Genomic DNA, 22,737 nt, shown 5'->3' on the forward strand with positions numbered 1-22,737 from the left:
GCGTCAGCGGCGCCTAGCGCGCGCGGCTGGCGAAGGTGACGTGACCTTGCTCCGTCCGTGAACCGGCCATCCAGCTTGTCGCGCCGTAGAGTGTTTCATGGGCGCTGCGCAGCGCATCCTCCTGGCATTGCGCTTCAATTGCGCGGCGCTGGAACCCGCGCAAGGCGTTCTGATTGCAGACCTGCCGGGCGGCCTGTTCGATGCGGGCTTCAACGGACGCCCGGCCTTCCGGTGACTGAAGTTCGGCAGCCCGATACTCCACGATACGCGTCGGAGCCGGTGCAGCGAATGAGGGCGCACTGATGCCGAGTGCCACCATTGCGGTGAGCATGAGGGGGAGAGCTTTCATGGGGTGTGTTTCCTTGTTCCTTGAGTGACGAACCAACCTTGCCCGGACGGCGCGGGGTCTGGTGTCCCGGTCTTTTTGCGTCCGTGCGAGTGTCACTGTGGATCAGGAAAGATTGCGCCGCGATGGCGCTGGCATGAACTTCAATTAAGGCGCAGTTTTCCGCCGTGTTGTCCTGGCGTCGCCTGAGCAGCGCTTCGAGCAATAGCGCACCTCGTCCCAGACCCGCTCCCACTTCTTGCGCCAGGTGAAGGGCCGTCCACAGGACGCACAGTTCTTCACCGGCAAATCCGCTTTGCGCCTCATCGGGCGAACCTGCGCCAAAGGCGCTGCAAGAAAGGGCGGACCGGCAGGAAGAGCCGGTAGGCTAGCTCCAGTACCCAGACAAGTGGCGGCACGGCCGCGATCCGGCCCAGCCAACGCCAGCCGGGAGTCGCTTTCCACAGCTCGGCAAAAGCGCGCGCGCCGCTTACCAGCTCGCCGGAAGGCGTGCGGACGTGAAAGCGCGCCATTGCCGTCTCATGGCTCAGAGAAGGCGGCAGCGTGTCCGGCGAAGCCGCAATGTCATGAAAAGCAGCGTCCGCTCCCTGTTGCCGGTAAAAGCCGATCTCAGCGCGGCACATCGGGCAGCTGCCATCGAAAAAGACTTCGCACGCACCATATTCAGATGCGTTTGCAGCGTGTTGATCTTGTGTTTGGGTTTTCCGGGTCATTTAAGCGCTAATCTAGGCGGACACGAGGGCAGGAAAAGGGGACATGGCGACACGCCGCATTGCCATCATCGGAGCCGGTCTTGCCGGCGCGGCCTGCGCCCGCGCCCTGATCCAGCCCGGGCACAGCTGCCAGCTTTTTGACAAGGGGCGGGGGCCGGGCGGCCGGCTATCCACCCGCCGGGTTGAAACCCCTCTGGGCGAGGCGGGTTTCGATCACGGCGCACAATTCATCACGGCGCGCGGTGCGGCGTTCTCGGCTTTTATGCACGATGCGCGCGATGCCGGCGCGGCCGCGGTCTGGGATGCACGGCTGGTCTCGATAGACCGGCGGGGCAATGTTGAGCCGTTGCGCGAGGAAGACCGCTGGATCGGTGCGCCGGGCATGAATGCGCTCGTCAAGCATGCGCTGGATGGTCTTGATGTGCAGTTCGGGGCGCGGGTGGCGGCTCTCAAGGGCGGGGCGGGCAGCTGGACGCTGGTGCTCGATGATGGGCGCCGGGAAGGGCCCTTCGATGCCGTCGCGATCACCATACCGCCTGAACAGATGATCGATCTGCTGGCGCGCACGGACGGTGATTTTTCAACCCAGATAGCGCAGGCGAACGGGGCGCAGATCGGTCCGTGTCAGGCGGTGATGGCTGTGCTGGACGCGCCGTTTGATCCCGGCTTTGACGGCGCGAAAATCTATGGCGGCGCGCTGGCCTGGATGGCACGCATGGGGTCACGTCCGGGGCGGACAGGGCCAGAAGGCTGGATACTGCATGCCACAACGGGCTGGTCACGGGCCAATCTGGAAGCGCAGGGCGATGAGGTGATCCGCGCGCTGACCGAAGAGGCGCATGTCCGTTTCGGATTTCCCGCGCGCCCGGTCTGGAGCGCGGCCCATCGCTGGCGCTACGCGCTGAGCGAGCAGGCGCCGGGTACGCCCTTTGCCCTTGATGAAACCGGCACTGTCGGCTGCGCTGGCGACTGGCGGCTTGGGGGGCGGGCGGAACTGGCCTGGGATAGCGGCGCGGCTCTGGGCGAGGCGCTGGCTAAAACCTAGCTTTCACCTTCGGGCTTGATCAGGAAATGGCCATGCAGGGCGGCGACCGGCGCGGCGCGGCGGTCCTGCCAGGCTTCCACGCGCACATTGGCCACGCGTGCGCCCTGCCGGGTAATAATGCCGCGGGCATATACGTCCTGGGGGCGCGCCGGGCGCAGATAGTCTACCGATACATCGATGGGCTTGGGCAGGGCGGCCAGGCGCGTCCCTGCGAGCAGGGCGGCAGAGGCGGTGATCTCCATGAAGGCACCAATGGCGCCGCCGTGAAGGGCCGGGATCAGCGGATTGCCCACCAGGCTTTCCACGTAGGGCAGGATGGCCGTCAGCTCGTCGCCATGACCATCGAAGCGTACGCGCATCATCTGCACATACGGGCTCGAAAGCAGGGGTTCCAGCGGGCTCATTCTTCTTCCACCTTGCTGATCGGCGTAGCGGATTTGCCAAAGGCGCGCTTTGCCTTCTCGGCCGCCTGCTGGCTGACGCGGGTCACCATGAACGCGGCGGCAGCCGTGGCAACAGGATCGTTTTCATCGCCGTCATGGGCGATGGCGCTGACAAAGGCGAAAAGCCCTGACGCGCGAACGCAGCGCGCTATCGCAACCACATCACGGCCCGGCTCTGCGGGACGCATATAGTCAAGGCGCAGATCCAGCGTGGCAGTGGCATCCTTGCCGCCAAGGCCCGCAAAGGCGGCCAGCCCGCAGGCATGGTCCAGCAGGGCTGTGACCACGCCGCCATGCAGGACGCGTGTATCCGGATCGCCGATCAGATCATCGCGGTAGGGCGCGCGCATCTCGGCCACGCCGGGCTCGATACGCTCCAGGCGGAAACCGAGCGCCACCGCATGGGGCGAACCATCCACCAGCAGCGGGGCGAGGGTGTCGAGAAGGGTCTGCAGATCGTCGGCCATACCTGCCCTTTAAAGGGGAGCGCATGATAAGGCCAGAGCTGCATTCAGGGTCGCGTTCAGGGGGGCGATGTCAGGCGGCGAGCCTGCGGGCGGTGATTTCTTCCAGACCGTTGACCAGCTCGTTGCGGTGGGCATCGGGCGCATTCTCGAACTCCTGCAGGCGGCGCAGGGCGGAGCGGTGCAGGGTGATGATCTCGGTCTCGCGCGGGCCGACATCGCGCACCGTTTCCAGATACTGGCGCAAGGACCGGCCAACGCGCGCCGCGATCATGTCGCCCTGGCGCATCATGGCCTCTGCCATGGCATCGGCCTGGGCGAGAGCGGCCTCAAGCGGTGTGGCGAGGCCGGATTCGACGTCTACACCCCGTTTCCACGCGATGCGGCCATTCTGGTTGGGGCGGATGCGGCGGTCTGGCCCGGCGAAGGTTTCAGTTTCCACATAAGGCCTTGGACGGGTTGCAGTTTCCTCCAGCCGCGCGAACAGCGAGGCAGGCGATACAGGGCGAAGCAGGAACGCATTCACGCCCGCATCGCGCGCGCGCTCGATCTCGCGCATCTGGCCATTATTTCCCAGCGCGATGATGGGCGCGCGGCGCACAGGCAGATTCTTGCGGCGCAGGGCGCGGGTCAGGCCCGGTCCCGGCGATGTACGGTCTGACCAGTCAGAAATGATGATCGGGCGCGCATAGGTGGTGGCCGCCGACAGGCCGGTCTCTTCATTGGCGAAGGTGAATACGTGGTCGGCGCCTGCGTGACGCAGCACATCGGCGATCAGCCTGCGCAGGAAGTTGGACGGATCGACAATGAGGATGGGGCGGTCTTGCCATCGGCCGGACACGGGCACACGCACAGGCGTGCTGGTCTCGATATCATCAAGCTTCATCATGTTCCCGCCGCGCAACGCTTCCCTTGGAAAGGCAAGCTAGCAGGGCGTGCGCCGTATTTCCCGCGCAAACCGTGGACAGGGTTAATGGCGGGTAAGCCCGCTTGAAACCTTCATGAGATCCGGCCCTAGGAACGCCGCCCGGCAGCGGAGATGATCCGCCACACGATCCAGATCGGAATGACCAGAACAGCGCCCAGCAGGAAGTAGCGCACAGACCAGCCGAGCGATTCGGTGATGATCAGGAAGAAGCGGTCCCAGGCGCGCGCAATCGTGCCGAAAAAGTCGACCCAGAGCTCTGCCGGGTCGACATTGAAGAGAGCCAGCACCACGCCTGCCAGGACGCACAGCAGGAACAGGACCAGCAAATCCCTCAGCCGCACCGCGATGAGGCGTTGCAGGAAGGTTTTGCGCGGGGGTTGCGTGTCGTTCATGGAGCCAGATTAGCGCAAAGATTGCGGCACGTGTGAGGCGAAAAACGCGCTTATCCGTCCTTGTTGATATGCACCTGATGCGGATAGGGAATTTCGATGCCTTCGGCGTCGAAAGCCAGCTTCATCAGCCGGGTCTTTTCCCAGAAATAGGCCCAATAGTCGGAGCTGTTGACCCAGGCCCGCGCCGTATAGTCGATGGAAGACGCGCCGTGGGCTGCCACTTCCACCACGACTTCAGGCATGGGCAGGACGCGCTCATCATCTTCCAGTACCCGCCGGATGGTGCTGCGCACCTTTTCGATGTCGGCATCGTAAGAGGCGCTGAACATGAAATCGACGCGGCGTGTCGAATAGCCGGAAAAGTTGATGATGACCCGGCCCCATGACTGCGCATTGGGAACAATCACCTGGCGGTTATCGGGGGTGGTCAGCTCGGTGTAGAACAGGGTGATGTCGCGTACGGTGCCGGAAGCTCCGCCAATATCAACAAAATCCCCGATCTTGTAGGGGCGGAAAAAGACGATCATCACGCCGGCGGCGACGTTGGAGAGCGTGCCTTGCAGGGCGAGGCCGATAGCCAGTGTCATCGCGCCAAGCGCGGCCACCAGCGAGGTGGTTTCGACGCCGAAGCGGGTCAGCACCGCGATGATGACCACAGCGACGATGAGATAGCGCACAACCGAGGCGAAGAAGACGGCCAGCGTGGTGTCGATCTTGGGGTGGTCTACCGCCCATTTTTTTACACGGCGCGAGATAAATCCGGCCAGATACAGGCCAACTACCAGAATGATGGCGGCCAGGGCGACATTGGACAGCACCGCCACGCCCAGCGTGGTCAGATACTCGATCATCGTGCCGATCTGACCGTCGAGCTCACCGCCAAATTCCATGAGCGGACATCCTTTTCCCAATGATTTCCGAACGAAGCGGGCCTCTAGCATGGATAAGGACAAACGTCGAATTGCCCGTGTGACCGGGCCACAGATGACCGGGCCACGCTGTCTGAAGCTTGCGGTGAACGGAAGAAGCAGGGTTTCCTAAAGGCCCCGCGAATGCTTAACCTTGGCCCCTTGCGGGCGGCCCAGACCGTTCCGTGCGGTGATAATGCGCAATCGCTGGCCTGACAGACGGTTGGCGCGCCAAGGGGGAAAGCAATATGGCAAAGGTAGACGCGCCCGCAGTTGAGGAGCGCCAGAAAGGTATTCTCGGCTGGATCGAGAAAACCGGCAACAAGCTGCCCGATCCGGTCATCATCTTCGCCTATCTGATCGCGATACTGATAGTGGTTTCGGTGATTACCGACTGGCTGGGCGTGTCCGTCGAACATCCGGTGCGCGTGAATGAAGACGGTTCGCCTGTGGTGGAGCCCGCGCGCATGCTGTTCCGGTCAGAGCTGATCGAGCACTTGCTGGTGCGCATGCCGACGATCTTCACGTCCTTCCATCCGCTTGGCTATGTGCTGGTAGTGATGCTGGGCGCGGGTGTCGCCGAGCGCGCAGGCCTGTTCGGCACCGCCATGCGCGCAGCCGTGCGCAACGCCCCGCGCTTCCTCCTGACCCCGGCCGTTGCACTGGTGGCGATGCTGGCAAACCTTGCTGCCGATGCGGCCTATGTGGTGCTGATCCCGCTGGCGGGTGTCATTTATGCGGCGGCCGGCCGGCATCCGATCGCGGGCATTACGGCCGCGTTCGCCGGGGTATCAGGCGGCTTCTCTGCCAATCTTTTCCCCGGCCAGCTTGATGCCCTGCTGTTTGGCATCACTGAAGCTGCAGTGGGCAGCCTGGTGACCAACTGGGTGATGAACATTGCCGGCAACTGGTATTTCATCGCGGTGATGACGTTCATCTATCTGCCGGTGATCTGGTTTGTCACTGACGGCATTATCGAAAAGCGCCTTGGCAAATGGACTGGCGGCGCAGTTGCTGGCAGTGATAACGCGGATGATGATCCTGATGCACCGCTGACGGCCGGTCAGAAGAAGGGCCTCGCCCACGCGGGTCTTGCGGTTCTTGCGGTTATCTTCCTGTGGCTGTTCCTGACGGTGGATCTGGTCGAACTGGTCAGCTTTGGCGCCCTGTCGGTCTGGGGTGGCAATCCGCCTCTGCTGAACCCTGACCCCACGCTGGAAGTGACCCAGCAGCTCATCCCGTTCTTCACCTCGCTGGTGGCTGGCTTCCTGATCCTGTTCCTCGCGGCAGGTGTCGCGTACGGCATGGCAGCGGGTACGATCAAGACCCACCGCGATACGGTGGAGATGATGGCCGGCGGCATGAAGGATATGGGCTATTATCTCGTGCTGGCTTTTGCTGCAGCGTACTTCGTGGAGATGTTCAACCTCTCCAATCTGGGGATCATCTCGGCCGTCAACGGCGCCAACGCGATCCAGCAGTCAGGTCTGCCCTTGCCGATCGTGCTGGGCCTGATCGTGCTGTTTGCCGGCGTGTTGAACCTCTTCGTCGGCTCGGCGAGCGCGAAATGGGCCTTCATGGCGCCCATCCTCGTGCCGATGCTGATGCTGCTGGGGATCAGCCCGGAAATGGCAACAGCGGCCTATCGCGTCGGTGACAGCGCCACGAACATCATTACCCCGCTGATGGTCTACTTCCCGCTGGTGCTGGTTTTTGCCCGCCGCTGGGTGCCGGAGTTCGGTATTGGTTCGCTCACCGCGGCCATGCTGCCCTACTCGGTCTGGCTGATGATCACCGGTATCATCATGACGATCGCCTGGGTCTATCTCGGCCTGCCGCTCGGACCGGGCGCAGAGGTCGGCTACACCCTGCCGGCTGCCAACTAGCTGGTATCCGCCCGCAGCCCACCAGGGCTGCGGGCGTGCCTGCTTTTCAAGGAAACACCTGATGAGCCTTGTCCTCCATCACCTCAATGCCTCGCGCTCCCAGCGCATTATCTGGCTAATGGAGGAGCTGGGCCTGCCCTACACGTTGGTCCGCCATGAGCGCGATGCGCAGACGCGGCTCGCCCCGCCGGAACTGCTGAAAGTCCACCCGATGGGCAAGGCGCCCCTGCTGGAGCATGAAGGGCAGGTCATCGCGGAAACGGGCGCGATCGCGCAGTATATTCTTGCCGTGTTCGACACTGAGCACCGCTTGCACCCCAAGCCCGGACGCCCGGAATTCGCCCGGTATCTGGAATGGATGCATGCGGCGGAAGGTTCGCCCTTCCTGCCCGGCCTGATCCTTGTCTTCACCCGCGCCACGGGCTTGCAGGATTCGCTGCTGGCAGGCTGGATGAGCGGCGAGCGTGACAAGGCGGTTGCCGCTATCGAGAGCCATCTTGCCCGCCACACCTGGTTTGCGGGCGATATGTTCACGGCTGCCGACTGCCTGATGGGCTTCCAGCTTGATGGCATGGAGAAGTCCGGCCTGCTGGAGAACGCGCCTGCCATCAAAGACTGGCTGAAGCGCGCCCATGCTCGTGAGGGCTATAAGCGGATGATCGAGCAGGGCGTTTAGGGGGCTATCGCCCTGCCGAGGTGGCGACGACCGCTGTTGTTGCGCTCGTGATAGCGATAATCGCCATCGTTTGTGCGGCGATCATGGCCGACATGGCCGCCAGTGCGCCCAGCGAGCCATCCGTGCGTTCACCAAGCCAGACAAGCTGGGCGAGGCGAAGCCGCGCCGACCCGGTTTGCGGCACTTTGGAGAGCGCTTCCATGTTCGCCTCGATCACGGCCAGATCAGCGGGCGTGACGCCCTGGGCGGCCCATTCCATCCAGATATGGTGATTGCCGGTATAGCGTATCTTGCGGTGCGCTTTCACAGCCTCGCGGAGGGCAAGAAAGCGGCTCAGCACCTCGTTGGCCGGCTGCTGGTAAAGCACGCTGAGGCGTGCGCCTTCGCGTTTCAGTCCGCGCGCCGCCTGGTCCGCTTCAAACACCGCCATGGCCGCTTCGCGCTGGCGCTGGACGTTGTCGCCACTCTCATCGCGCGCAGCGTGGGAGGCGGCAAACAGATCCGTCACCTCCGGATTGGCCCGCCACCATGAAGGCAGGATGGCCTGCTTGATCGAGAAGAACCGCCTGACAGCTTGCGCGGACGTGGCATCTGCGAGTGTCAGGACCAGGGCGGCCCGGCTCCCACCCTCATGGAGCTTGCGCGTGCGGGAAGCCTTCTCGTCCTCGCGTAAGGCATCACGCACCTTGATGAAGGCCTGCGCGGTCTTGCCATGGCTTGCCAGCAGGGCTGCATAGATCCAGAGCAGGTCGCCCGTTGGCGCACGCCAGCCGCCCAGGCTGGATTTCAGAGTCTCCCGGGCCTGCTGCATGGCGGCAACGGCTTCATCTGTCTGAGCCTGTGAGGGCGTCAGCGCATAGGCGGCGAACCAGGCGGCAGCATTGCCCGGCCCGCGATTTACCGCCTTCACCGCGTCATGGATTGCCTCAAGGCGTGCAAGGGCGCTTGTCTGCTCCATGGGGCTATTCCGCTCGCTGTGGCTGGCTCAGGTCCAGTCCGGTGTGGAAGGCAATAAAGGCCCATTTGTCGGCCGTTTCCTGGATCAGCATGGAGACCGGCGTGCCCGCGCCATGACCGGCGCGCGTCTCGATGCGGATGAGGGTCGGCGCATTGCCGGTATCGGTGGCTTGCAGCGCCGCGATGTACTTGAACGAGTGGCTGGGAACCACGCGGTCATCTGTATCGGCGGTCGTCACCAGCGTTGCCGGATAGCCTTCGCCTTGCGGTATGGTGTGCAGCGGCGAGTAGGCGTAGAGCACATCGAACATGTCCGGGTCCTGCGGGCTGCCATAGTCCGACACCCAGAAGCGGCCTGCGGTGAACTGGTTGAAGCGCAGCATGTCCATCACGCCCACGCCCGGCAGGGCGGCGGCAAACAGGTCCGGGCGTTGATTGGCGACGGCGCCGACCAGCAGCCCGCCATTGGAGCGGCCTTCGATGGCGATATTGGCGGGGCTCGTCCAGCCCAGCTCGACAAGGTGCTCGGCGGCGTTGATGAAGTCGTCGTAGACGTTCTGCTTGTTGGCGAGGCGGCCGCCATCATGCCAGTCGCGGCCATATTCCGAACCGCCACGGATATTGGCCAGCGCGAACACACCGCCCACCTCCATCCATTGCAGGCGGCGCACGTCAAAGGCGGGCGTCATCGGGATGTTGAAGCCACCATAGCCAAACAGAAGCGTGGGTTGCTGCCCGTTGGGCGTCACATCGCGGTGGTGGACGATATACATCGGCACCTGCACCCCGCCCGTGCTCTCATAGAACACCTGGCTGACTTCGTAGTCATCGGGATCGAAGGTGAGAGGCGCTTCGTGGAAGAGCGTGCTTTCGCCGGTCTCCACGTCATAGCGATAAATCGTGCCGGGCCGGTTGAAGCTGGTGAAGCTGTAGAAGGTCTCCGGGCTGTCCGGGCGGCCATTGAAACCGCTGGCGACGCCAAGGCCGGGCAGTTCCACCTCGCGCACCTCATCGCCTTCCAGTGTATGAACACGCACCACCGAGCGCACATCCTCAAAGCTCTGCACCACCAGATGTCCGCCGATATGGCTGGCGCTGGTAATGGGGAACTCGCCTGCCGGGATGATGTCGGTCAGGGTGGAGGGGTCTGAGAGATCGATCGCGACAATGCGCTGGTTGGGCGCATCGAGGTCGGTCATGAAGAAGAAGGTTTCGCCGTCATTGCCTACGGGCGAGTGGTTGTTGGCAAAGCCTTCAAAGATGGCCACCGGCTCTGCGTCTTCATCGGTCAGGTCGAGGATGTGGATGGCATTGCCGTCCGTTCCGGCGGATGAGGCGATGAACAGATAATCGCCATCATCACTGACGCCTGCGCGCCAGCTGACTTCCGGGTTTTCCGGGTCGGCCATGATCTGGCGGTCTTCGCTCTGGTCTGTCCCCAGCGCGTGGAAGTAAATCGCCTGATCCATGTTCAGCGAGGTGAATTCCTCACCTTCGGCCGGCTGGGGATAGCGCGAGTAGAAGAAGCCCGATCCATCCTTTGCCCAGGACAGGTTGGAAAACTTGATCCACTCAATACGGTCTTCCAGCATCTCGCCGGTTTCCACATCGATCACCTGCGCGATGCGCCAGTCAGAGCCGCCATCTTGCAGCATGTAGGCAACGTAGCGGCCATCCGGGCTCGGCCAGGTGCCGGCCAGCGCCACCGTGCCGTCGTCTGAAAGCTCGTTCGGGTCAATGAGGACACGGCCTTCACCGTCCAGCCCGTCGCGGACCATATAGATCGACTGGTCCTGCAGGCCGTCATTATACCCGTAGAAATACCGCCCCTCGCGCGCTGCAGGCGTGGACAGGCGCTCATAATTCCACAGCTCACGCAGCCGCTCGGCGATCATGGGGCGGCCGGGCAGGTTTTCCAGATAGCGGTTGGTCACGGCGTTCTGCGCCGTCACCCATGCGGCCACCTCCGGGCTTACCCGCACATCCTCTTCGAGCCAGCGATAGGGGTCGGCCACTTCGACTTCGCCCCGGGATGCGGACTGATAGGTGTCGATCTGTTCCACGGTGCGTGTGGTCGGGTAGTTGAGGCGCTCTTGCGTGTGGGCCGCGCCGACGACGACCTCGCGGGCATCACCGTCTCCTGTAGCGACCTGATCGCCGCAAGCGGCCAGAACCAGCATGCCTGCCAGCGGAAGAAGAGTTGCACGCTTCATGTTGCGCTCCTGGATGATGACTGTCTGGTGCGGAACCTAGGCAGGCAGGGTGAAATTGTCGACCGGAAGCGGCATTGGTTCTATCTGTTGGCATTATGGATACCGCGTCTCCCACGCCCGCCCTGCCGCCGCTTTTCGACCGCTGGTTTGCCAGCCGGGGCTGGCAGCCGCGTGCCCATCAGCTGGCCATGCTGGAGGCGGCACAGGCGGGCGAGGATGTGCTGCTGACCGCGCCGACGGGCGGCGGCAAGACGCTTGGCGGTTTCCTCCCCTCGCTGATCGAGCTGGCAGGGATGGTGGAGGGGATGGGCAAGGACCGGCCCCATGCCCTGCACACGCTCTACATCTCGCCGCTCAAGGCGCTCTCCCAGGATGTCGCGCGCAATCTGATGGTGCCGGTAGACGAGATGGGGCTCAAACTTCGCATCGAGACGCGCACGGGCGACACCCCGCAATCGAAACGCGCCCGTCAGCGTGCTGCGCCGCCCGACATATTGCTGACCACGCCCGAACAGCTCGCGCTTTTCGTGGCGCAGGAAAATGGCGCGGCCTTCTTTGCCGGCCTCAAGGCCGTGATCGTGGACGAAGTCCATGCGCTCGCTCCGCAAAAGCGCGGTGATCTGCTGGCTCTGGGTCTCGCCGCGATTAGCCATTATGCGCCGCAGGCGCGCCGCATCGGGCTCTCTGCCACCGTGAAGGATGTGAAGGGCCACGCACGCTGGCTGTCGCGCGATCCGCAAAATCTCTCGCTGACCACCCGCATCGTGCGCGGCGCTGCGGGGGCTGAGCCTGAGGTGTCTATCCTTACCCCCGATGCGCGCATCCCCTGGGCGGGCCATATGGGACATCACGCCATGGAGGGGGTGTACGCACTGCTCAAGACCGCGCGCACCGCGCTGGTCTTCGTGAACACGCGCTCGCAGGCCGAGTTCGCCTTCCAGCAGCTCTGGCGCATCAATGAGGATAACCTCGCCATCGCGCTCCATCACGGTTCGCTCAGCGTCGAGCAGCGCCGCAAGGTGGAAGGGGCGATGGCGGCGGGAAAGCTGCGCGCGGTGGTGTGCACCTCCACGCTCGATCTGGGGATTGACTGGGGCGATGTGGATCTGGTGGTCCAGCTTGGCGCGCCCAAGGGTACGTCGCGCCTGATCCAGCGTCTGGGCCGGGCCAATCACCGGCTAGATGAAGTGTCACGCGCCGTGCTGGTGCCCACCAACCGGTTTGAGCATCTCGAATGCCTCTCGGCGCGCGACGCTGTGGCCGAACATAAGCTGGACGGTGAACCACTAAAGAGCGGCGCGCTCGATGTGCTGGCCCAGCACGTGATGGGCCGCGCCTGCGGTGATCCGTTCGAGGCGGACGCGCTTTATGCCGAAATCTGCCGCGCTGCGCCCTATACCGGCCTGCCGCGCGCGACATTCGACCGCGTGCTGGAATTTGTCGCGACCGGCGGCTATGCGCTTGGCAGCTATGACCGCTTCTGCCGCATCGTGAAGGGGCGGGACGGGCTATGGCGTGCGCGCGACCGCAGCGCTGCCCAGCGTCACCGGCTCAATATCGGCACCATCGTGGAAAGCCCGATGCTGGATGTGCGTGTGGTCAGCGCGCGCAGCGGTGCGAAAAGCCTGCGCGGCGCAGGCCCTCGCCTAGGCCAGCTAGAGGAGTGGTTCGCAGACCAGCTCAGCCCCGGCGATACCTTCCTCTTTGCCGGGCAGGTGCTGCGCTTTGAAGGCACCAGCCAGACCGACCTTTTCGTCAGCCGGGCGAGCGGAGAAGACCCCAAAGTCCCCTCCTGGCAGGGCGGCAAGTTTCCGCTTTCCACCTATCTGGCGGCGCGCGTGCGCAAGCTGGTCAGCGAGCCGGAGCAATGGCCGAAACTGCCAGATCAGGTACGCGAATGGCTGGAGATGCAGCAGCTTCGCTCGCGCTTGCCACAAGCCGACCGGCTGCTGGTGGAAACCTTCCCGCGTGCGGGCAAGCATTATCTGGTCTGCTACCCGTTCGAGGGGCGGCTGGCCCATGCGACGCTGGGCGTATTGCTGACCCGCCGGCTGGAGCGGCTGGGGCTGAAGCCTCTGGGCTATGTCGCCAATGAGTATGCGCTGTCGGTCTGGGCGCTGGAGGACATGGCAGGCGTCGATTTCGCCGAGCTCTTCTCAGCTGACCTGATGGGTGATGATCTCGATGCCTGGCTGAATGAAAGCGTGCTGATGCAGCGCACGTTCCGCCATTGCGCGCTGATCTCCGGCCTGATCGAGCGCCGCCATCCGGGGCTGGAAAAGACCGGCAGGCAGGTCAGCTTCTCATCCGACCTCATCTACAACGTGCTGCGCGAGCATGAGCCGGACCATATCCTGCTGCAGGCAGCCTGGGCCGATGCGGCGACGGGCCTTTTGGACATTCGCCGCCTGTCGGACCGGCTCGCCGCCATCGGGGGGCGGATTGATGCAATCTCGCTGGAGCGCATCTCGCCGCTGGCCGTCCCGGTCATGCTGGAGATCGGGCGCGAGCCGGTCTATGGCGAGGCCCATGAGGCCATTCTGGAAGCCGCGTCCGAAGACCTGATCGAGGAGGCGGTAAGACCTTGACGCTACGCCTGTGCAGGCCGACAATAGCCTCATTATGAACTAGCACCTTCTACGGCGCGCCCTGCGCCCTCTCCGCCCTAACTGGCAATAGAGACGCCCCGCCATCTGGCGTGCGGGCGTGAAAGGTGACTACCCATGCATGGTCCTGATCCCATGAACCCGCACCCGATGGCGGGATTTGACCGCGTCTGCTTTCTCAAACCCGTCGTCACCCGGCCCAATATCGAGGTCGGCGAGTACACCTATTATGACGACCCGGACGCGCCCGAGGAGTTCGAGAACCGCAACGTCCTCTACCATTACGACTTCACCGGCGACCGGCTGATCATTGGCCGGTTCTGCGCGATTGCCACCGGCGTCACCTTCATCATGAACGGCGCAAACCATGCGCTGGATGGCATTTCCACCTATCCGTTCCAGATTTTCGGCGGCGGCTGGGAGGCGGGCTTTGAGGAAAGCTCGCTGGATAGCGGCTATCGCGGCGACACGACCGTCGGCCACGATGTATGGATCGGGCGCGGGGCCGTCATCATGCCGGGCGTGCGCATCGGCAATGGCGCCATCATCGCCGCGCACAGCGTCGTCACCCGCGATGTGCCCGACTACGCCATTGTGGCGGGCAATCCGGCGGAGCTGCGCAAGAAGCGCTTTGACGGCACCACCATAGCCGCGCTGTTGCGTATTGCATGGTGGGACTGGCCGGTGGAGAAAATATCGCGCCATATCAATGCGCTAAGGGCAGGCGATGTGCGCGCCCTGCAAGACAGTGATTGACGAACGGATGGGGAACGCGCTTGTCTGGGCAGATGCTACAGGCTGCCGCTCCCATCGTTCAGCATATAAACGTCAACGGCGTGCCGGTGCTGGCCGATGTGTCGGGCGTGGCGTTCGTGGAGAGCGCGGCGGCATTGATCGTCGCCGATCTGCACTTTGAGAAGGGATCATCCTTCGCCGCCAAGGGCGTGATGCTGCCGCCCTATGACACACGCGCAACGCTGGCCCGGCTCGCTGACGCAATGGTGCGCCTGCAGCCGCGCACGGTCATCGCGCTGGGCGACAGCTTCCACGACCAGACAGCCGAAGCGCGCATGCATGGCGAGGACGAAGCCTTCCTCAAGGATCTGGTGGCCTGCGTGGAGCGCTGGGTGTGGATTGCCGGCAATCACGACCCCGCGCCATCCCCGCGCTATGGCGGGGAGCTGGCGGAGGAGATGGAGCTGGACGGCCTCACCCTGCGCCATGAGCCGCGCGACGGCGCGTCACCCGGAGAGGTGGCGGGGCATCTCCACCCCTGCGCCAAGGTGCGCCGGAATGGCCGCTCGGTACGCCGGCGCGCCTTTGCCAGTGATGGCACGCGCCTCATCCTGCCGGCTTTTGGCGCCTATACGGGCGGGCTGAATGTGCGTGATGATGCCTTTGCGGCGCACTTTGAGCGCACGCCCGATGTCTGGATGCTGGGCCGGGAACGGGTCTACCGCGTGCCGGGCAAAAGCGTGCTGGGGGATTAGAGGTGCGATAGGCTGAAACCCCGGACGCGAAGCGATCCGGGGCCTCCCTCCGCTTCTCCTGCAAGAGGTCCCGGCTCTGCGCTTCGCTTGGCCGGGATTTCACCACTACAGGCCGTTCCCTACATCGCCCGTATGGCCAGCGCCGCGCCAAGGCCGATCACCGCGCCCAGCGTCAGCACCAGCCGCAAGGGCAGATACCAGCGCGGCAGGGTGCCGCCGCGCACCGCGCCGCGGTCCCACAGATACTGGATGACGAAACCGGCAATTAGAATGCCCCATCCGGCCAGCTCGGTATCAAAGGGCAGGTCAGGCCGGTTCCAGACCTGCAGGAGCACGGCAAACCAGCCCGACAGGGAGAGCAGCACAGCCAGCAGCAACACGCCTGTGCGCGGCGCATCGGCGCGCAGAACGATCTCGGTGGTCCAGCGCCCGCCCGCCAGGAAGGACAGCACGACAGCCGCATAAATCGGCAGGAAATTGGCTGCCTGCAGCCCGGCCTGCCCGCCCAGCGCGATGCCGAATGCGCCGGCGAAGAAGGGCACCAGACCGGCAAATCCGAGAAGAAGCGGGGTGCCGGGCGCTTCGCTGAGCTGTCTGAGCATGGTCGGTATTCCTATCTGCGGCGGAAGACTTCTGCCGCGCCCCATCCTGACAGGAGCGCGATGATGACGGCAATCATGCCATAGAGCGGCGCGTGATCATGCGCAAAATCATACAAGGCCTGCTCGAACCCGGCCTTGCGCACTTCCAGCGTCGTCCGGCGGCTGGCGATGGGTACGCCGTCACGGAACAGGTAGATGTCGAGCGCATACTCGCCCACCGGCGTCACGGGCGGCAGGCGCACATCGGCGCGGAACAGCCCGCCATCGAGTATCTCCACCCCGCCAGGGGATTCCACGTAGAGGCCGTCGCGCGCCCGGTTGCGCACAACGGCCCGGCGGTAATCGACGATTTCCGCGCCCAGCTCGGTGACCACCACGCCGCCTACGCCAAAGCGCGTTTCCTCGCGTTCATGGGCGGGCGCAGACAGGCGCAAATGCTCCATGCCGATGGCCTCGCGGCGCAGTGACGAGAAGGTGGCGAACTGGCTTAGCGAGCGGGTGGAGGCAACGGCGTAATACCCGTAGATGTTTTCAAAGGCGATGGGCGCGCGATTGATCCAGATGCCGAGCGTGCGGATCTTGCGCATGACGCGCAAATCCTCCTGCGGCCCGCGTACAACCACGACAATGTCGTCGCCTTCGGCAAGGCCGGTGACCGCGCCATAGACCAGAAAGTCTGCGCCGGTGAAGTTGGAGCGTATCTCCACCACTTCCTGGGTGAGGGCGGCCACGATGCCGACGGGCTGTATCTCATCTTCCGGCGCGGCGTGGGCCGTGCCGGTAATCAGCAGCGCCATGAGCAGAAAGCGGATCATGACGCGGCCCTTCCGGTGGTCTCCATCAGCTCGAACATATCGACCGGATCGGACACCAGGTCGAAGGCGAGTTTGAGGCAGACCGCCAGCACCATCAGGGCCAGCGCTGCGCGTAATTCCTCTGCCCGGATACGCTGGCCCGCACGGGCGCCAAACTGCGCGCCAATGACGCCGCCAACGATCAGCAGGGCCGCCAGCACCAGATCGACCGTCTGGTTCTGTGCCGCCTGCAGGAAGGTGGTCAGCGCTGTGACAAACAGGATCTGGAAGAGCGATGTGCCGATCACCACCGAGGTCGGCATGCGCAGGATGTAGATCATGGCCGGCACCATCACGAAGCCGCCGCCGACGCCCATCAGGGCCGCCAGCAGGCCGACCAGTGCGCCAATGCCGATGACCGGGATCAGGCTGATATAGAGGCCGGAAACCGGAAAGCGCACCTTGAAGGGCAGGGCATCTATCAGGCCGCGCCTGCGCCGTTTCGGACGCGGCGTGATGCCCGCCTTGCCCTGGCGGTAGCGCCGCCAGAGCGCGCCTGCGCTCTCCACGAACATCAGGCCGCCGATAATGCCCAGAAAGCCCACATAGCACAGCGAGATAACCAGATTGATCTGGCCGGTAGCCTGCAGGAAGGAGAATAGCCAGACGCCGCCGACCGACCCCACCACGCCGCCTGCCAGCAGGTAGAGCCCCATTTTCAGATCAAGGCTCTTGCGCCGGAAATGGGCAATCGCCCCGGAGGCCGAAGAGGCGACGATCTGGTTGGTCTGCGTCGCCACCGCTACCGGAGGCGGGATGCCGATAAAGATCAGGATGGGCGTCATCAGGAAGCCGCCGCCAACCCCGAACATGCCGGAGAGGAAGCCGACGGCGAGGCCAAGGCCCAGTATCAGGAAGATGTTTACCGAGACTTCCGCAATGGGAAGGTAGATGTCCATCGCCCCGCCCTACCGGGACGGGCCGCGCTCGAGCCGGGCAACCAGAGCGGTGTCTATCGCCCCGCTCGCTTCCAGTCCTTGCGCGCGCTGGTATGCCACCACTGCCTCGCGGGTTTGCGGGCCATAAGCCCCGTCAGCCTGACCGGAACCATAGCCCATGGCGAAAAGCAATTCCTGCGCCCGGGCGATCAGGCGCGTGCCTGCACCCTGTTCCCAGGTCTGGGCGGGGTAGCGTCCCTGTGCCTGCGGATCCAGGGTGCGCGGTGCGAAACCGCGTGCAGCGTCTTCCGCAGCGGCACGCTCTTCAGCAGACAGCTCACGGCGCAGGCCGGCGGCGCGCTCGGAGGCGGCACTGTCTCCGCCCGCTGCTGCGATGAGGAACCAGGCATAGGCGTCAGCGGCGCTTTGCGGCACGCCAAAGCCTTCTTCAAACAGCAGGCCCAGATTGAACTGGCTGTCGCCCATGCCGTGCAGGGCGGCCTGTTCAAACCAGCGCGCCGCGGCCTGCTGGTTGGCGGGGGTAGGGGGCTGGTTCACATAGGCGACGCCCGCCTCGTACATGGCGCGCAAGTGACCGTTTTCTGCCGCGCGCACCATCCACTGGCGCCCGGCATCGGGGTCGGCGGTCACGCCTTCGCCGCGTTCCAGCATGCGGCCATAACGGAACTGGGCGTCGGGCACGCCTTGCTCGGCGGCTCTGCGGATCAGCGTAACGCCGCCTTGCGTGTCCCCCGCCTCAAAGCGCTGGAGCGCCAGCTGATAGCGGGCAACCGGATCACCGGCGGTCGCGGCGGCCTCAAGGGTAAGCGGAGTGTCGGGGAGCGTGCTGGACACCGGCTGCACGCTCGCTTCTTGTGCAGGCTGCTGTGTGGGCGCGCTCTGAACGGGCTGAGCGGTTGCAGGCGCGACCTCCACCGGCGCGTCCAGCGCGTCTGCGGCCACAGCGTCATCCCCGCTTGCGGGCGCGGCTTCGTCAGCGCTGGCAGGTTGCGGCTCAGCCGGAGCGGTCTGCTCGGTGCGCACATCAGCAAACAGGCTGGAGAGCGCTTCGGGCGAGATGTCGCTCTGCGCGGTTTGGGTTCCGCGATTGAAGCCATCGGTCAGGACGAAGGCGGCAGCGGCACCAAGCGCCAGGAAGCCCAGAAGGCTTACCCCGGCAAGCAGCCAGCGGCTGCGTGAGCCTTCGGGCTGAGGCGCCTGTGCGGCCGTATAGTCATAGCGCGCCGGATCAGAGCCGCCTGTACGGATCTTGCGCCGGGCGGCGGACAGGAATTCAGCGTCGGCAGTGGCGCCAAGCACCTGGGCGGCGCGTGTGTGGCGCGCAGGTTCGGGCATGGGCGCTGGCCGGGGTGCTTCCTGCCAGACATCTTCCTCGCCGCTGTCTTGCGCGGATTGTTCAAACTCCTGGCGCTGCGGGCCGGTCAGCGGGTCTTCCACCGCGACGACGAAGCTGTCAGCGCCGCTAATGGCAAACTCGCCCTGCAGGGCTGCCTCGCGCTGACCGGGCGGGGGCTTGAGCGGGCTTGCAAAACTGTCGGCTTCCGGCGCGGGTTCGCTGGCGCTTTCGGCCCGCTTTTCAAACGCAGCGACGGGCATTTTGCGCCGCGGCGGTTCATGCAGCGCGTTCTGCTCTATAGCTTCCAGCCGCTCGGCCAGCGCCGTCATGGCCCGCTGAACGGGCGACAGCGCTTCTGATGTTTCGGCTCTGGCAGCGTCGAGGCGCGCATGCACGCCCTGCATGGCCTCGGCTATGCGCGCGGCGGTGCGCTCCTCGGAGGCGGCGATGCGCTCCTGAAGCACGTCGTCCTCCGACCGCGCACGGCCATTGGCATCGAGTGTTTCGACAACGCGGGCCATGCGTTCGCCTGCTGCCTCCAGCGCTCTGGCAGAGCGTTCCTCGGCATTGCTTACTCTTTCGGCCAGGGTCTCGCCCAGCTTTGCCACCTGTTCGCCGATCTGCCGGACAGCATGACTGCTTTCCCGGCGCACATCGTCAAGACGGCTTTCAATATCGGCCTGATTGCGAAGCTGGCTGCGGCGCTGCTCCTCTTCGCGCAGGCGTGCTTCCATCCGGCTTTCATTGTCGGTGAAGCGCCGGTCAATGGCGCGGGCAAGGCGCGATACTTCCTGGCTGATCCGCGCCAGCGTATCGGCCTGACGCGTTTCTGCCGCAGAGAGGCGCGCTTCAGTGGCCTGCAGGGCCTGCTCGAAACGCCCGCCCTGACCACCGGAGCGGGCCAGCGCATCAAGCTGGCCGGCAAACTCGCGGCGCGTATCGCGGATCACTTCGGCAAGCTCGGTCGCTAGCCGGTCAAAGCGCTGCTGGAACTGTTCCTGCGTCATGGCAGAGCCGCGGCCCTGCTCCAGCTCGGCAAGGCGCGCTTCCAGCCTTTCATGGGATTTGGCCAGTGCATCGGCGGCCTGGAAGGTCGCACTCTCCGCTGCCACCAGACGGCGCTGCATGGCCCGGGAGCCGTCATGCACGCCTTCCAGCGCGCTGGTCATGTCCTTGTGGCGCTGTTCCACAAGATCACGCAGCGACTGTTCTTCGGCGCGGGTGCGCCGCTCAGCCTCGTCGATACGTTCAGCCAGCGTGCGGATCGACTTTTCCGCGCCGTCCTTGCGGCGATCCTCACGGTCCAGCAGGCCGTCAATCTCGGCGCGGAAATCGCGCTCGGTCTCGTAGAGGCGCGCGGCCACCTTGCCCAGCGCCGTCTCGACTGCGCGTACCGGCGCAGTATCGCCGCTGCTGCCATTGCGCTCCAGCTTGCGCAGCCGGTCCATCAGCTCGTCCTGGCTGGCACGCATCCGGGCGAGGGCCGCACTGGTGGACTCTTCCTCGTCCTCCAGCCCGTCTTCAATGCGTTCCAGCCGGCGGGCCAGACCGTTTACTGACTGATCGACGCCGGAGATGGCCAGTTGCGCGCGCGATTCAGCTGCCTCGATGCGGGCACCCAGGCGCGCGATCATTTCGTGAAGATCGTCATCGCCGCCGCCGCCATCACCGTCCGGCGAAGCAGTAAAGCCGGGGAAAGCGCTCAGCCGGTCCGACCAGTCGCTGGACAGCGGGCCGTCTTCGAGGATGACGCGGTTTAGCCATTCGCCAAGCGTCATGCCCTCGCGGCGCGCAGCTGTCTTGGCCATCGCCCGCGCGCGCGGGTCGATGCCTTTAACGCTCCAAGGTGTCCCGGATGTCATCCGACTCACGCGCTCCCGACCCGATAGGGCGAGGGTAGCGGAACGGTTAATATTGTGTAAACAGGATCGCTGACCGCAATATGTGGTGTTTCCACAGCTATCCGTTGCACACGGGCGTTCCACCCCCGTCCTTAACAGTTAACAAGAACCCGCGATGCGGTTAACGGCGCGTAAAGTTTCCTTAAATTCGGCTCACTGCGCTGCATCGCCCGGAAACAGCGCCGGGGCTAGCAAATGCAGCCGCCGTTCAAGCGCGTCTGCCTGCCCCAGCGTGTCAGTCGGCTCACGCCCCGGCAGGGCACGTCCGGAATCGAGCAGAAACCAGGCTTCGTCCGGGGCTCCCGCCGCCATGTACCGCGCCGCCAGATACCAGTAATTGTTGACCGCGAACGGATCCATTTCCAGCGCTTCGGCGAGAAGCGCGGCCGGATCTAGGTCCGGATAGGCGGCCAGCCCTTCTTCTCCCCATTCGACAAGCTGGCGGGCTGTCATGGTACGCGCCGCCGCGCCCGCGTGGCCTTCGCGGTCCAGATAGGGCAGGAGCTGCTCGACCGCGAGCCGGTGCGCGCTTTCGGATGCTGCCTGTGTTGCCTGCGAGACCGCCTCGAAACGGGGGTCTCCGGCACCGGCCTCGGCCAGCCGCTCAGCGCCCGCGCAGGCAAGGCGCTCAGAGCCGATTGTCTCAGCGGGACAAAGGCCAAAATGTGCGGTTTCCTGCACGAGGGTGAGCATGGCTCCGGCATAATCACCGTCGTTCTGCAGGGCGTGCATCTCCACCATGAAATCAGGTGGTGAGGGTGGATCGCCTAGCTCGCCGTGCAACGCCGAGGCGATGGTTTCCCGCAGGCTGGACCTGATCAGATCCTGGCCGGGGAGGGCAAGGTCCGCTCGGTCAAAACCTAAGGAGGCGAAGGCCAGCGGTTCGGCACCGTCCAGACGCCAGTGCTCGACCCGCCCTTGGGGGCTTTCCGGGCTGATGATGGTGAATGACAGGCCGCATACAGGCTCGCCGCCATCGCGCAAGGCCGTCAGAATGTCAGGATGAATAGCCAGCCTGTGGGCGAAGGCCGTAATCAGATTGCGATGCCCGGCGGGCGACAGCTCCACGCCGCTGCACCCTGTCCACGCGCTGGCAATGGCAGGGCTATCCTCGCCGCGATACCAGCTTGTGACGGTTCCACCGGAGAGGGCGCCCTCTTCCGTGTCTGCAGGGCGTGTGGTGTGCGTCAGGCCGGCCGGCGCAGCGGCGACACCCATGGCCGCCTCAAGCCAGAAGCGGTGGAAGCTCGTCTGCGGCCCGAACGCGATTTCCTCTGCCTGACCGCCCCGCGAGAGGGCGGCGTAGATGTCGACATTGCGCCGGACGGCGGCAAAGGCGGAGGTGTTGGTGTAGGCGCTGCCAGCGGCATCGAGCCTCACGATGCGGCTTGCCTCGAAATCATAAATCCAGACGCCGCTGTCCGAGCGTTCTCCGGCCCAGCTGCTCCCGGCGAAGAAAGTGCGCGACTGTGTATCTGCCCCCTCTTCAAACGCCGCATCTGCATCGGGTGCGCCCGAATCGTCCAGCGGCGCGACGGTGACCCGCCAGTTCAGGGCCAGAGCGCTGCCGAATCCCGAGCCGCGCACGGCCTGATACTGTTCCATGCCGACATGAGGCGTCATGCGGCGCAGCAAGGGGGCTGCCCTGGCTTCAGTAGGGACGGGCCGAGGCGCCACTTCGCCGCCGGCCGCTGTTTCAGCACGGGGCGCATGTGTCCCGCTGCCGTCTCCGGCCTCTCCGGCCTCTTCGTCTGTGGTTTCCTGGTCTTCTACCCGAGATGTGCGGTCATTGCTGGGGTCAGTGGTCTCGTCGGCAGCGTCGTCCTCATCAACGGAAGCGTCCTGCTCCTCTGCGATGCCATCCATCGCGCGCAGCAACGCCTCCAGTGCCTCGATGTCGTCAGGGTCAAGACGCGACGGCCCGGCAGGCGGCGTTGCGGCCAGGGACAGGGCCAGTAAGATGGTGCTGACAGACATTGGATGGTTTTCCTCCGGCGCAGTCTTGGCGCAGAGCCAAGCGCGCCATTGGGGCGCGGTCAAGGCGGCATGCAGGATGTTCCGCGTTAACTCGAATTGAC

General features: G+C 64.7%; 21 protein-coding genes. 6 read left to right on the forward strand and 15 right to left on the reverse strand.

The genetic code is table 11. The annotated features are described in order from the left end of the window. Window positions 1-13 precede the first annotated feature (13 nt). The 3 genes from ACTIGC_RS04625 to ACTIGC_RS04635 form a co-directional block, all read right to left on the reverse strand. The gene (locus tag ACTIGC_RS04625; RefSeq protein WP_439633287.1) at window positions 14-349 is read right to left on the reverse strand and encodes a UrcA family protein; all 336 of its coding nucleotides are present in this window, start codon (window positions 347-349) and stop codon (window positions 14-16) included. Window positions 350-493: 144 nt separating this feature from the next. Continuing rightward, window positions 494-652: a DUF2256 domain-containing protein gene (locus tag ACTIGC_RS04630; protein ID WP_439633288.1), complete on the reverse strand. Its 159-nt coding sequence runs from the start codon at window positions 650-652 to the stop codon at window positions 494-496. Next, window positions 649-1,059 carry a thiol-disulfide oxidoreductase DCC family protein gene (locus ACTIGC_RS04635; RefSeq protein ID WP_439633289.1) on the reverse strand — a complete coding sequence of 137 codons (411 nt, stop codon included), beginning with the start codon at window positions 1,057-1,059 and terminating at the stop codon, window positions 649-651. Before ACTIGC_RS04635 ends, ACTIGC_RS04630 begins: the two co-directional genes overlap by 4 nt. A gap of 43 nt (window positions 1,060-1,102) precedes the next feature. Between ACTIGC_RS04635 and ACTIGC_RS04640 the strand changes: the two genes are divergently transcribed. Continuing rightward, window positions 1,103-2,104 carry an NAD(P)/FAD-dependent oxidoreductase gene (locus tag ACTIGC_RS04640; RefSeq protein WP_439633290.1) on the forward strand — a complete coding sequence of 334 codons (1,002 nt, stop codon included), beginning with the start codon at window positions 1,103-1,105 and terminating at the stop codon, window positions 2,102-2,104. Here the strand turns inward: ACTIGC_RS04640 and ACTIGC_RS04645 are convergent. The 5 genes from ACTIGC_RS04645 to ACTIGC_RS04665 form a co-directional block, all read right to left on the reverse strand. Then, complete coding sequence (locus ACTIGC_RS04645) at window positions 2,101-2,508, reverse strand: PaaI family thioesterase (RefSeq protein WP_439633291.1); 408 nt, start codon at window positions 2,506-2,508, stop codon at window positions 2,101-2,103. The two genes, ACTIGC_RS04640 and ACTIGC_RS04645, sit on opposite strands and share 4 nt — an antisense overlap. Continuing rightward, the gene (locus tag ACTIGC_RS04650) at window positions 2,505-3,014 is read right to left on the reverse strand and encodes a PaaI family thioesterase (protein ID WP_439633292.1); all 510 of its coding nucleotides are present in this window, start codon (window positions 3,012-3,014) and stop codon (window positions 2,505-2,507) included. The genes ACTIGC_RS04645 and ACTIGC_RS04650 overlap by 4 nt, the downstream gene beginning before the upstream one ends. 70 nt (window positions 3,015-3,084) lie before the next feature. Further along, window positions 3,085-3,900 carry a response regulator gene (locus ACTIGC_RS04655; RefSeq protein WP_439633293.1) on the reverse strand — a complete coding sequence of 272 codons (816 nt, stop codon included), beginning with the start codon at window positions 3,898-3,900 and terminating at the stop codon, window positions 3,085-3,087. 125 nt (window positions 3,901-4,025) lie between these two features. Then, on the reverse strand, window positions 4,026-4,331 hold the full coding sequence (locus tag ACTIGC_RS04660; RefSeq protein WP_439633294.1) for a DUF6460 domain-containing protein: 306 nt from the start codon (window positions 4,329-4,331) through the stop codon (window positions 4,026-4,028). 50 nt (window positions 4,332-4,381) lie between these two features. Continuing rightward, window positions 4,382-5,221 carry a mechanosensitive ion channel family protein gene (locus ACTIGC_RS04665; RefSeq protein ID WP_439633295.1) on the reverse strand — a complete coding sequence of 280 codons (840 nt, stop codon included), beginning with the start codon at window positions 5,219-5,221 and terminating at the stop codon, window positions 4,382-4,384. A gap of 266 nt (window positions 5,222-5,487) precedes the next feature. On the opposite strand from ACTIGC_RS04665, the gene ACTIGC_RS04670 reads away from it, so the two are divergent. Then, entirely contained in the window at window positions 5,488-7,125 is a 1,638-nt protein-coding gene (locus ACTIGC_RS04670; RefSeq protein WP_439633296.1) for an AbgT family transporter, read from the forward strand. A 61-nt stretch (window positions 7,126-7,186) separates the two neighbouring features. Continuing rightward, entirely contained in the window at window positions 7,187-7,801 is a 615-nt protein-coding gene (locus tag ACTIGC_RS04675) for a glutathione S-transferase family protein (RefSeq protein WP_439633297.1), read from the forward strand. A gap of 4 nt (window positions 7,802-7,805) precedes the next feature. Here the strand turns inward: ACTIGC_RS04675 and ACTIGC_RS04680 are convergent, their stop codons facing one another. After that, window positions 7,806-8,759, reverse strand: coding sequence for a hypothetical protein (locus ACTIGC_RS04680; protein ID WP_439633298.1), 954 nt, complete (start codon window positions 8,757-8,759; stop codon window positions 7,806-7,808). 4 nt (window positions 8,760-8,763) lie between these two features. Then, window positions 8,764-10,971: a prolyl oligopeptidase family serine peptidase gene (locus ACTIGC_RS04685; RefSeq protein WP_439633299.1), complete on the reverse strand. Its 2,208-nt coding sequence runs from the start codon at window positions 10,969-10,971 to the stop codon at window positions 8,764-8,766. A 95-nt stretch (window positions 10,972-11,066) separates the two neighbouring features. Between ACTIGC_RS04685 and ACTIGC_RS04690 the strand changes: the two genes are divergently transcribed. From ACTIGC_RS04690 to pdeM, 3 genes are all read left to right on the forward strand, one after another. After that, window positions 11,067-13,559 (forward strand): ligase-associated DNA damage response DEXH box helicase, encoded by a 2,493-nt coding sequence (locus tag ACTIGC_RS04690; RefSeq protein WP_439633300.1) that lies wholly within the window; start codon window positions 11,067-11,069, stop codon window positions 13,557-13,559. Between the two features lie 135 nt (window positions 13,560-13,694). Beyond that, window positions 13,695-14,333, forward strand: a complete 639-nt coding sequence (locus ACTIGC_RS04695; protein ID WP_439633301.1) for a CatB-related O-acetyltransferase — start codon at window positions 13,695-13,697, stop codon at window positions 14,331-14,333. A gap of 32 nt (window positions 14,334-14,365) precedes the next feature. Beyond that, window positions 14,366-15,067 carry a ligase-associated DNA damage response endonuclease PdeM gene (gene pdeM, locus ACTIGC_RS04700; protein ID WP_439633302.1) on the forward strand — a complete coding sequence of 234 codons (702 nt, stop codon included), beginning with the start codon at window positions 14,366-14,368 and terminating at the stop codon, window positions 15,065-15,067. 119 nt (window positions 15,068-15,186) lie between these two features. On the opposite strand, the gene ACTIGC_RS04705 is transcribed toward pdeM, so the two are convergent. From ACTIGC_RS04705 to ACTIGC_RS04725, 5 genes are all read right to left on the reverse strand, one after another. Beyond that, window positions 15,187-15,669, reverse strand: a complete 483-nt coding sequence (locus tag ACTIGC_RS04705) for a DUF3429 domain-containing protein (protein ID WP_170175543.1) — start codon at window positions 15,667-15,669, stop codon at window positions 15,187-15,189. 11 nt (window positions 15,670-15,680) lie between these two features. Beyond that, complete coding sequence (locus ACTIGC_RS04710; protein ID WP_439633303.1) at window positions 15,681-16,484, reverse strand: TIGR02186 family protein; 804 nt, start codon at window positions 16,482-16,484, stop codon at window positions 15,681-15,683. After that, window positions 16,481-17,422 carry a sulfite exporter TauE/SafE family protein gene (locus tag ACTIGC_RS04715; RefSeq protein WP_439633304.1) on the reverse strand — a complete coding sequence of 314 codons (942 nt, stop codon included), beginning with the start codon at window positions 17,420-17,422 and terminating at the stop codon, window positions 16,481-16,483. Before ACTIGC_RS04715 ends, ACTIGC_RS04710 begins: the two co-directional genes overlap by 4 nt. Window positions 17,423-17,431: 9 nt before the next feature. Then, window positions 17,432-20,566, reverse strand: a complete 3,135-nt coding sequence (locus ACTIGC_RS04720; protein ID WP_439633305.1) for a peptidoglycan-binding protein — start codon at window positions 20,564-20,566, stop codon at window positions 17,432-17,434. A 246-nt stretch (window positions 20,567-20,812) separates the two neighbouring features. After that, on the reverse strand, window positions 20,813-22,636 hold the full coding sequence (locus ACTIGC_RS04725; protein WP_439633306.1) for a hypothetical protein: 1,824 nt from the start codon (window positions 22,634-22,636) through the stop codon (window positions 20,813-20,815). Window positions 22,637-22,737 lie beyond the last annotated feature (101 nt).

The sequence above is a fragment of the Glycocaulis sp. genome (genome assembly GCF_051859565.1).
Lineage (GTDB): Bacteria > Pseudomonadota > Alphaproteobacteria > Caulobacterales > Maricaulaceae > Glycocaulis.

Excerpts from the sequence above, each read along its gene's own strand:
- ACTIGC_RS04625 (WP_439633287.1), bottom strand. The coding sequence starts at position 349 with ATGAAAGCTCTCCCCCTCATGCTCACCGCAATGGTGGCACTCGGCATC.
- ACTIGC_RS04630 (WP_439633288.1), bottom strand. The coding sequence starts at position 652 with ATGAGGCGCAAAGCGGATTTGCCGGTGAAGAACTGTGCGTCCTGTGGA.
- ACTIGC_RS04635 (WP_439633289.1), bottom strand. The coding sequence starts at position 1,059 with ATGACCCGGAAAACCCAAACACAAGATCAACACGCTGCAAACGCATCT.
- ACTIGC_RS04640 (WP_439633290.1), top strand. The coding sequence starts at position 1,103 with ATGGCGACACGCCGCATTGCCATCATCGGAGCCGGTCTTGCCGGCGCG.
- ACTIGC_RS04645 (WP_439633291.1), bottom strand. The coding sequence starts at position 2,508 with ATGAGCCCGCTGGAACCCCTGCTTTCGAGCCCGTATGTGCAGATGATG.
- ACTIGC_RS04650 (WP_439633292.1), bottom strand. The coding sequence starts at position 3,014 with ATGGCCGACGATCTGCAGACCCTTCTCGACACCCTCGCCCCGCTGCTG.
- ACTIGC_RS04655 (WP_439633293.1), bottom strand. The coding sequence starts at position 3,900 with ATGATGAAGCTTGATGATATCGAGACCAGCACGCCTGTGCGTGTGCCC.
- ACTIGC_RS04660 (WP_439633294.1), bottom strand. The coding sequence starts at position 4,331 with ATGAACGACACGCAACCCCCGCGCAAAACCTTCCTGCAACGCCTCATC.
- ACTIGC_RS04665 (WP_439633295.1), bottom strand. The coding sequence starts at position 5,221 with ATGGAATTTGGCGGTGAGCTCGACGGTCAGATCGGCACGATGATCGAG.
- ACTIGC_RS04670 (WP_439633296.1), top strand. The coding sequence starts at position 5,488 with ATGGCAAAGGTAGACGCGCCCGCAGTTGAGGAGCGCCAGAAAGGTATT.
- ACTIGC_RS04675 (WP_439633297.1), top strand. The coding sequence starts at position 7,187 with ATGAGCCTTGTCCTCCATCACCTCAATGCCTCGCGCTCCCAGCGCATT.
- ACTIGC_RS04680 (WP_439633298.1), bottom strand. The coding sequence starts at position 8,759 with ATGGAGCAGACAAGCGCCCTTGCACGCCTTGAGGCAATCCATGACGCG.
- ACTIGC_RS04685 (WP_439633299.1), bottom strand. The coding sequence starts at position 10,971 with ATGAAGCGTGCAACTCTTCTTCCGCTGGCAGGCATGCTGGTTCTGGCC.
- ACTIGC_RS04690 (WP_439633300.1), top strand. The coding sequence starts at position 11,067 with ATGGATACCGCGTCTCCCACGCCCGCCCTGCCGCCGCTTTTCGACCGC.
- ACTIGC_RS04695 (WP_439633301.1), top strand. The coding sequence starts at position 13,695 with ATGCATGGTCCTGATCCCATGAACCCGCACCCGATGGCGGGATTTGAC.
- pdeM (WP_439633302.1), top strand. The coding sequence starts at position 14,366 with ATGCTACAGGCTGCCGCTCCCATCGTTCAGCATATAAACGTCAACGGC.
- ACTIGC_RS04705 (WP_170175543.1), bottom strand. The coding sequence starts at position 15,669 with ATGCTCAGACAGCTCAGCGAAGCGCCCGGCACCCCGCTTCTTCTCGGA.
- ACTIGC_RS04710 (WP_439633303.1), bottom strand. The coding sequence starts at position 16,484 with ATGATCCGCTTTCTGCTCATGGCGCTGCTGATTACCGGCACGGCCCAC.
- ACTIGC_RS04715 (WP_439633304.1), bottom strand. The coding sequence starts at position 17,422 with ATGGACATCTACCTTCCCATTGCGGAAGTCTCGGTAAACATCTTCCTG.
- ACTIGC_RS04720 (WP_439633305.1), bottom strand. The coding sequence starts at position 20,566 with ATGGCCAAGACAGCTGCGCGCCGCGAGGGCATGACGCTTGGCGAATGG.
- ACTIGC_RS04725 (WP_439633306.1), bottom strand. The coding sequence starts at position 22,636 with ATGTCTGTCAGCACCATCTTACTGGCCCTGTCCCTGGCCGCAACGCCG.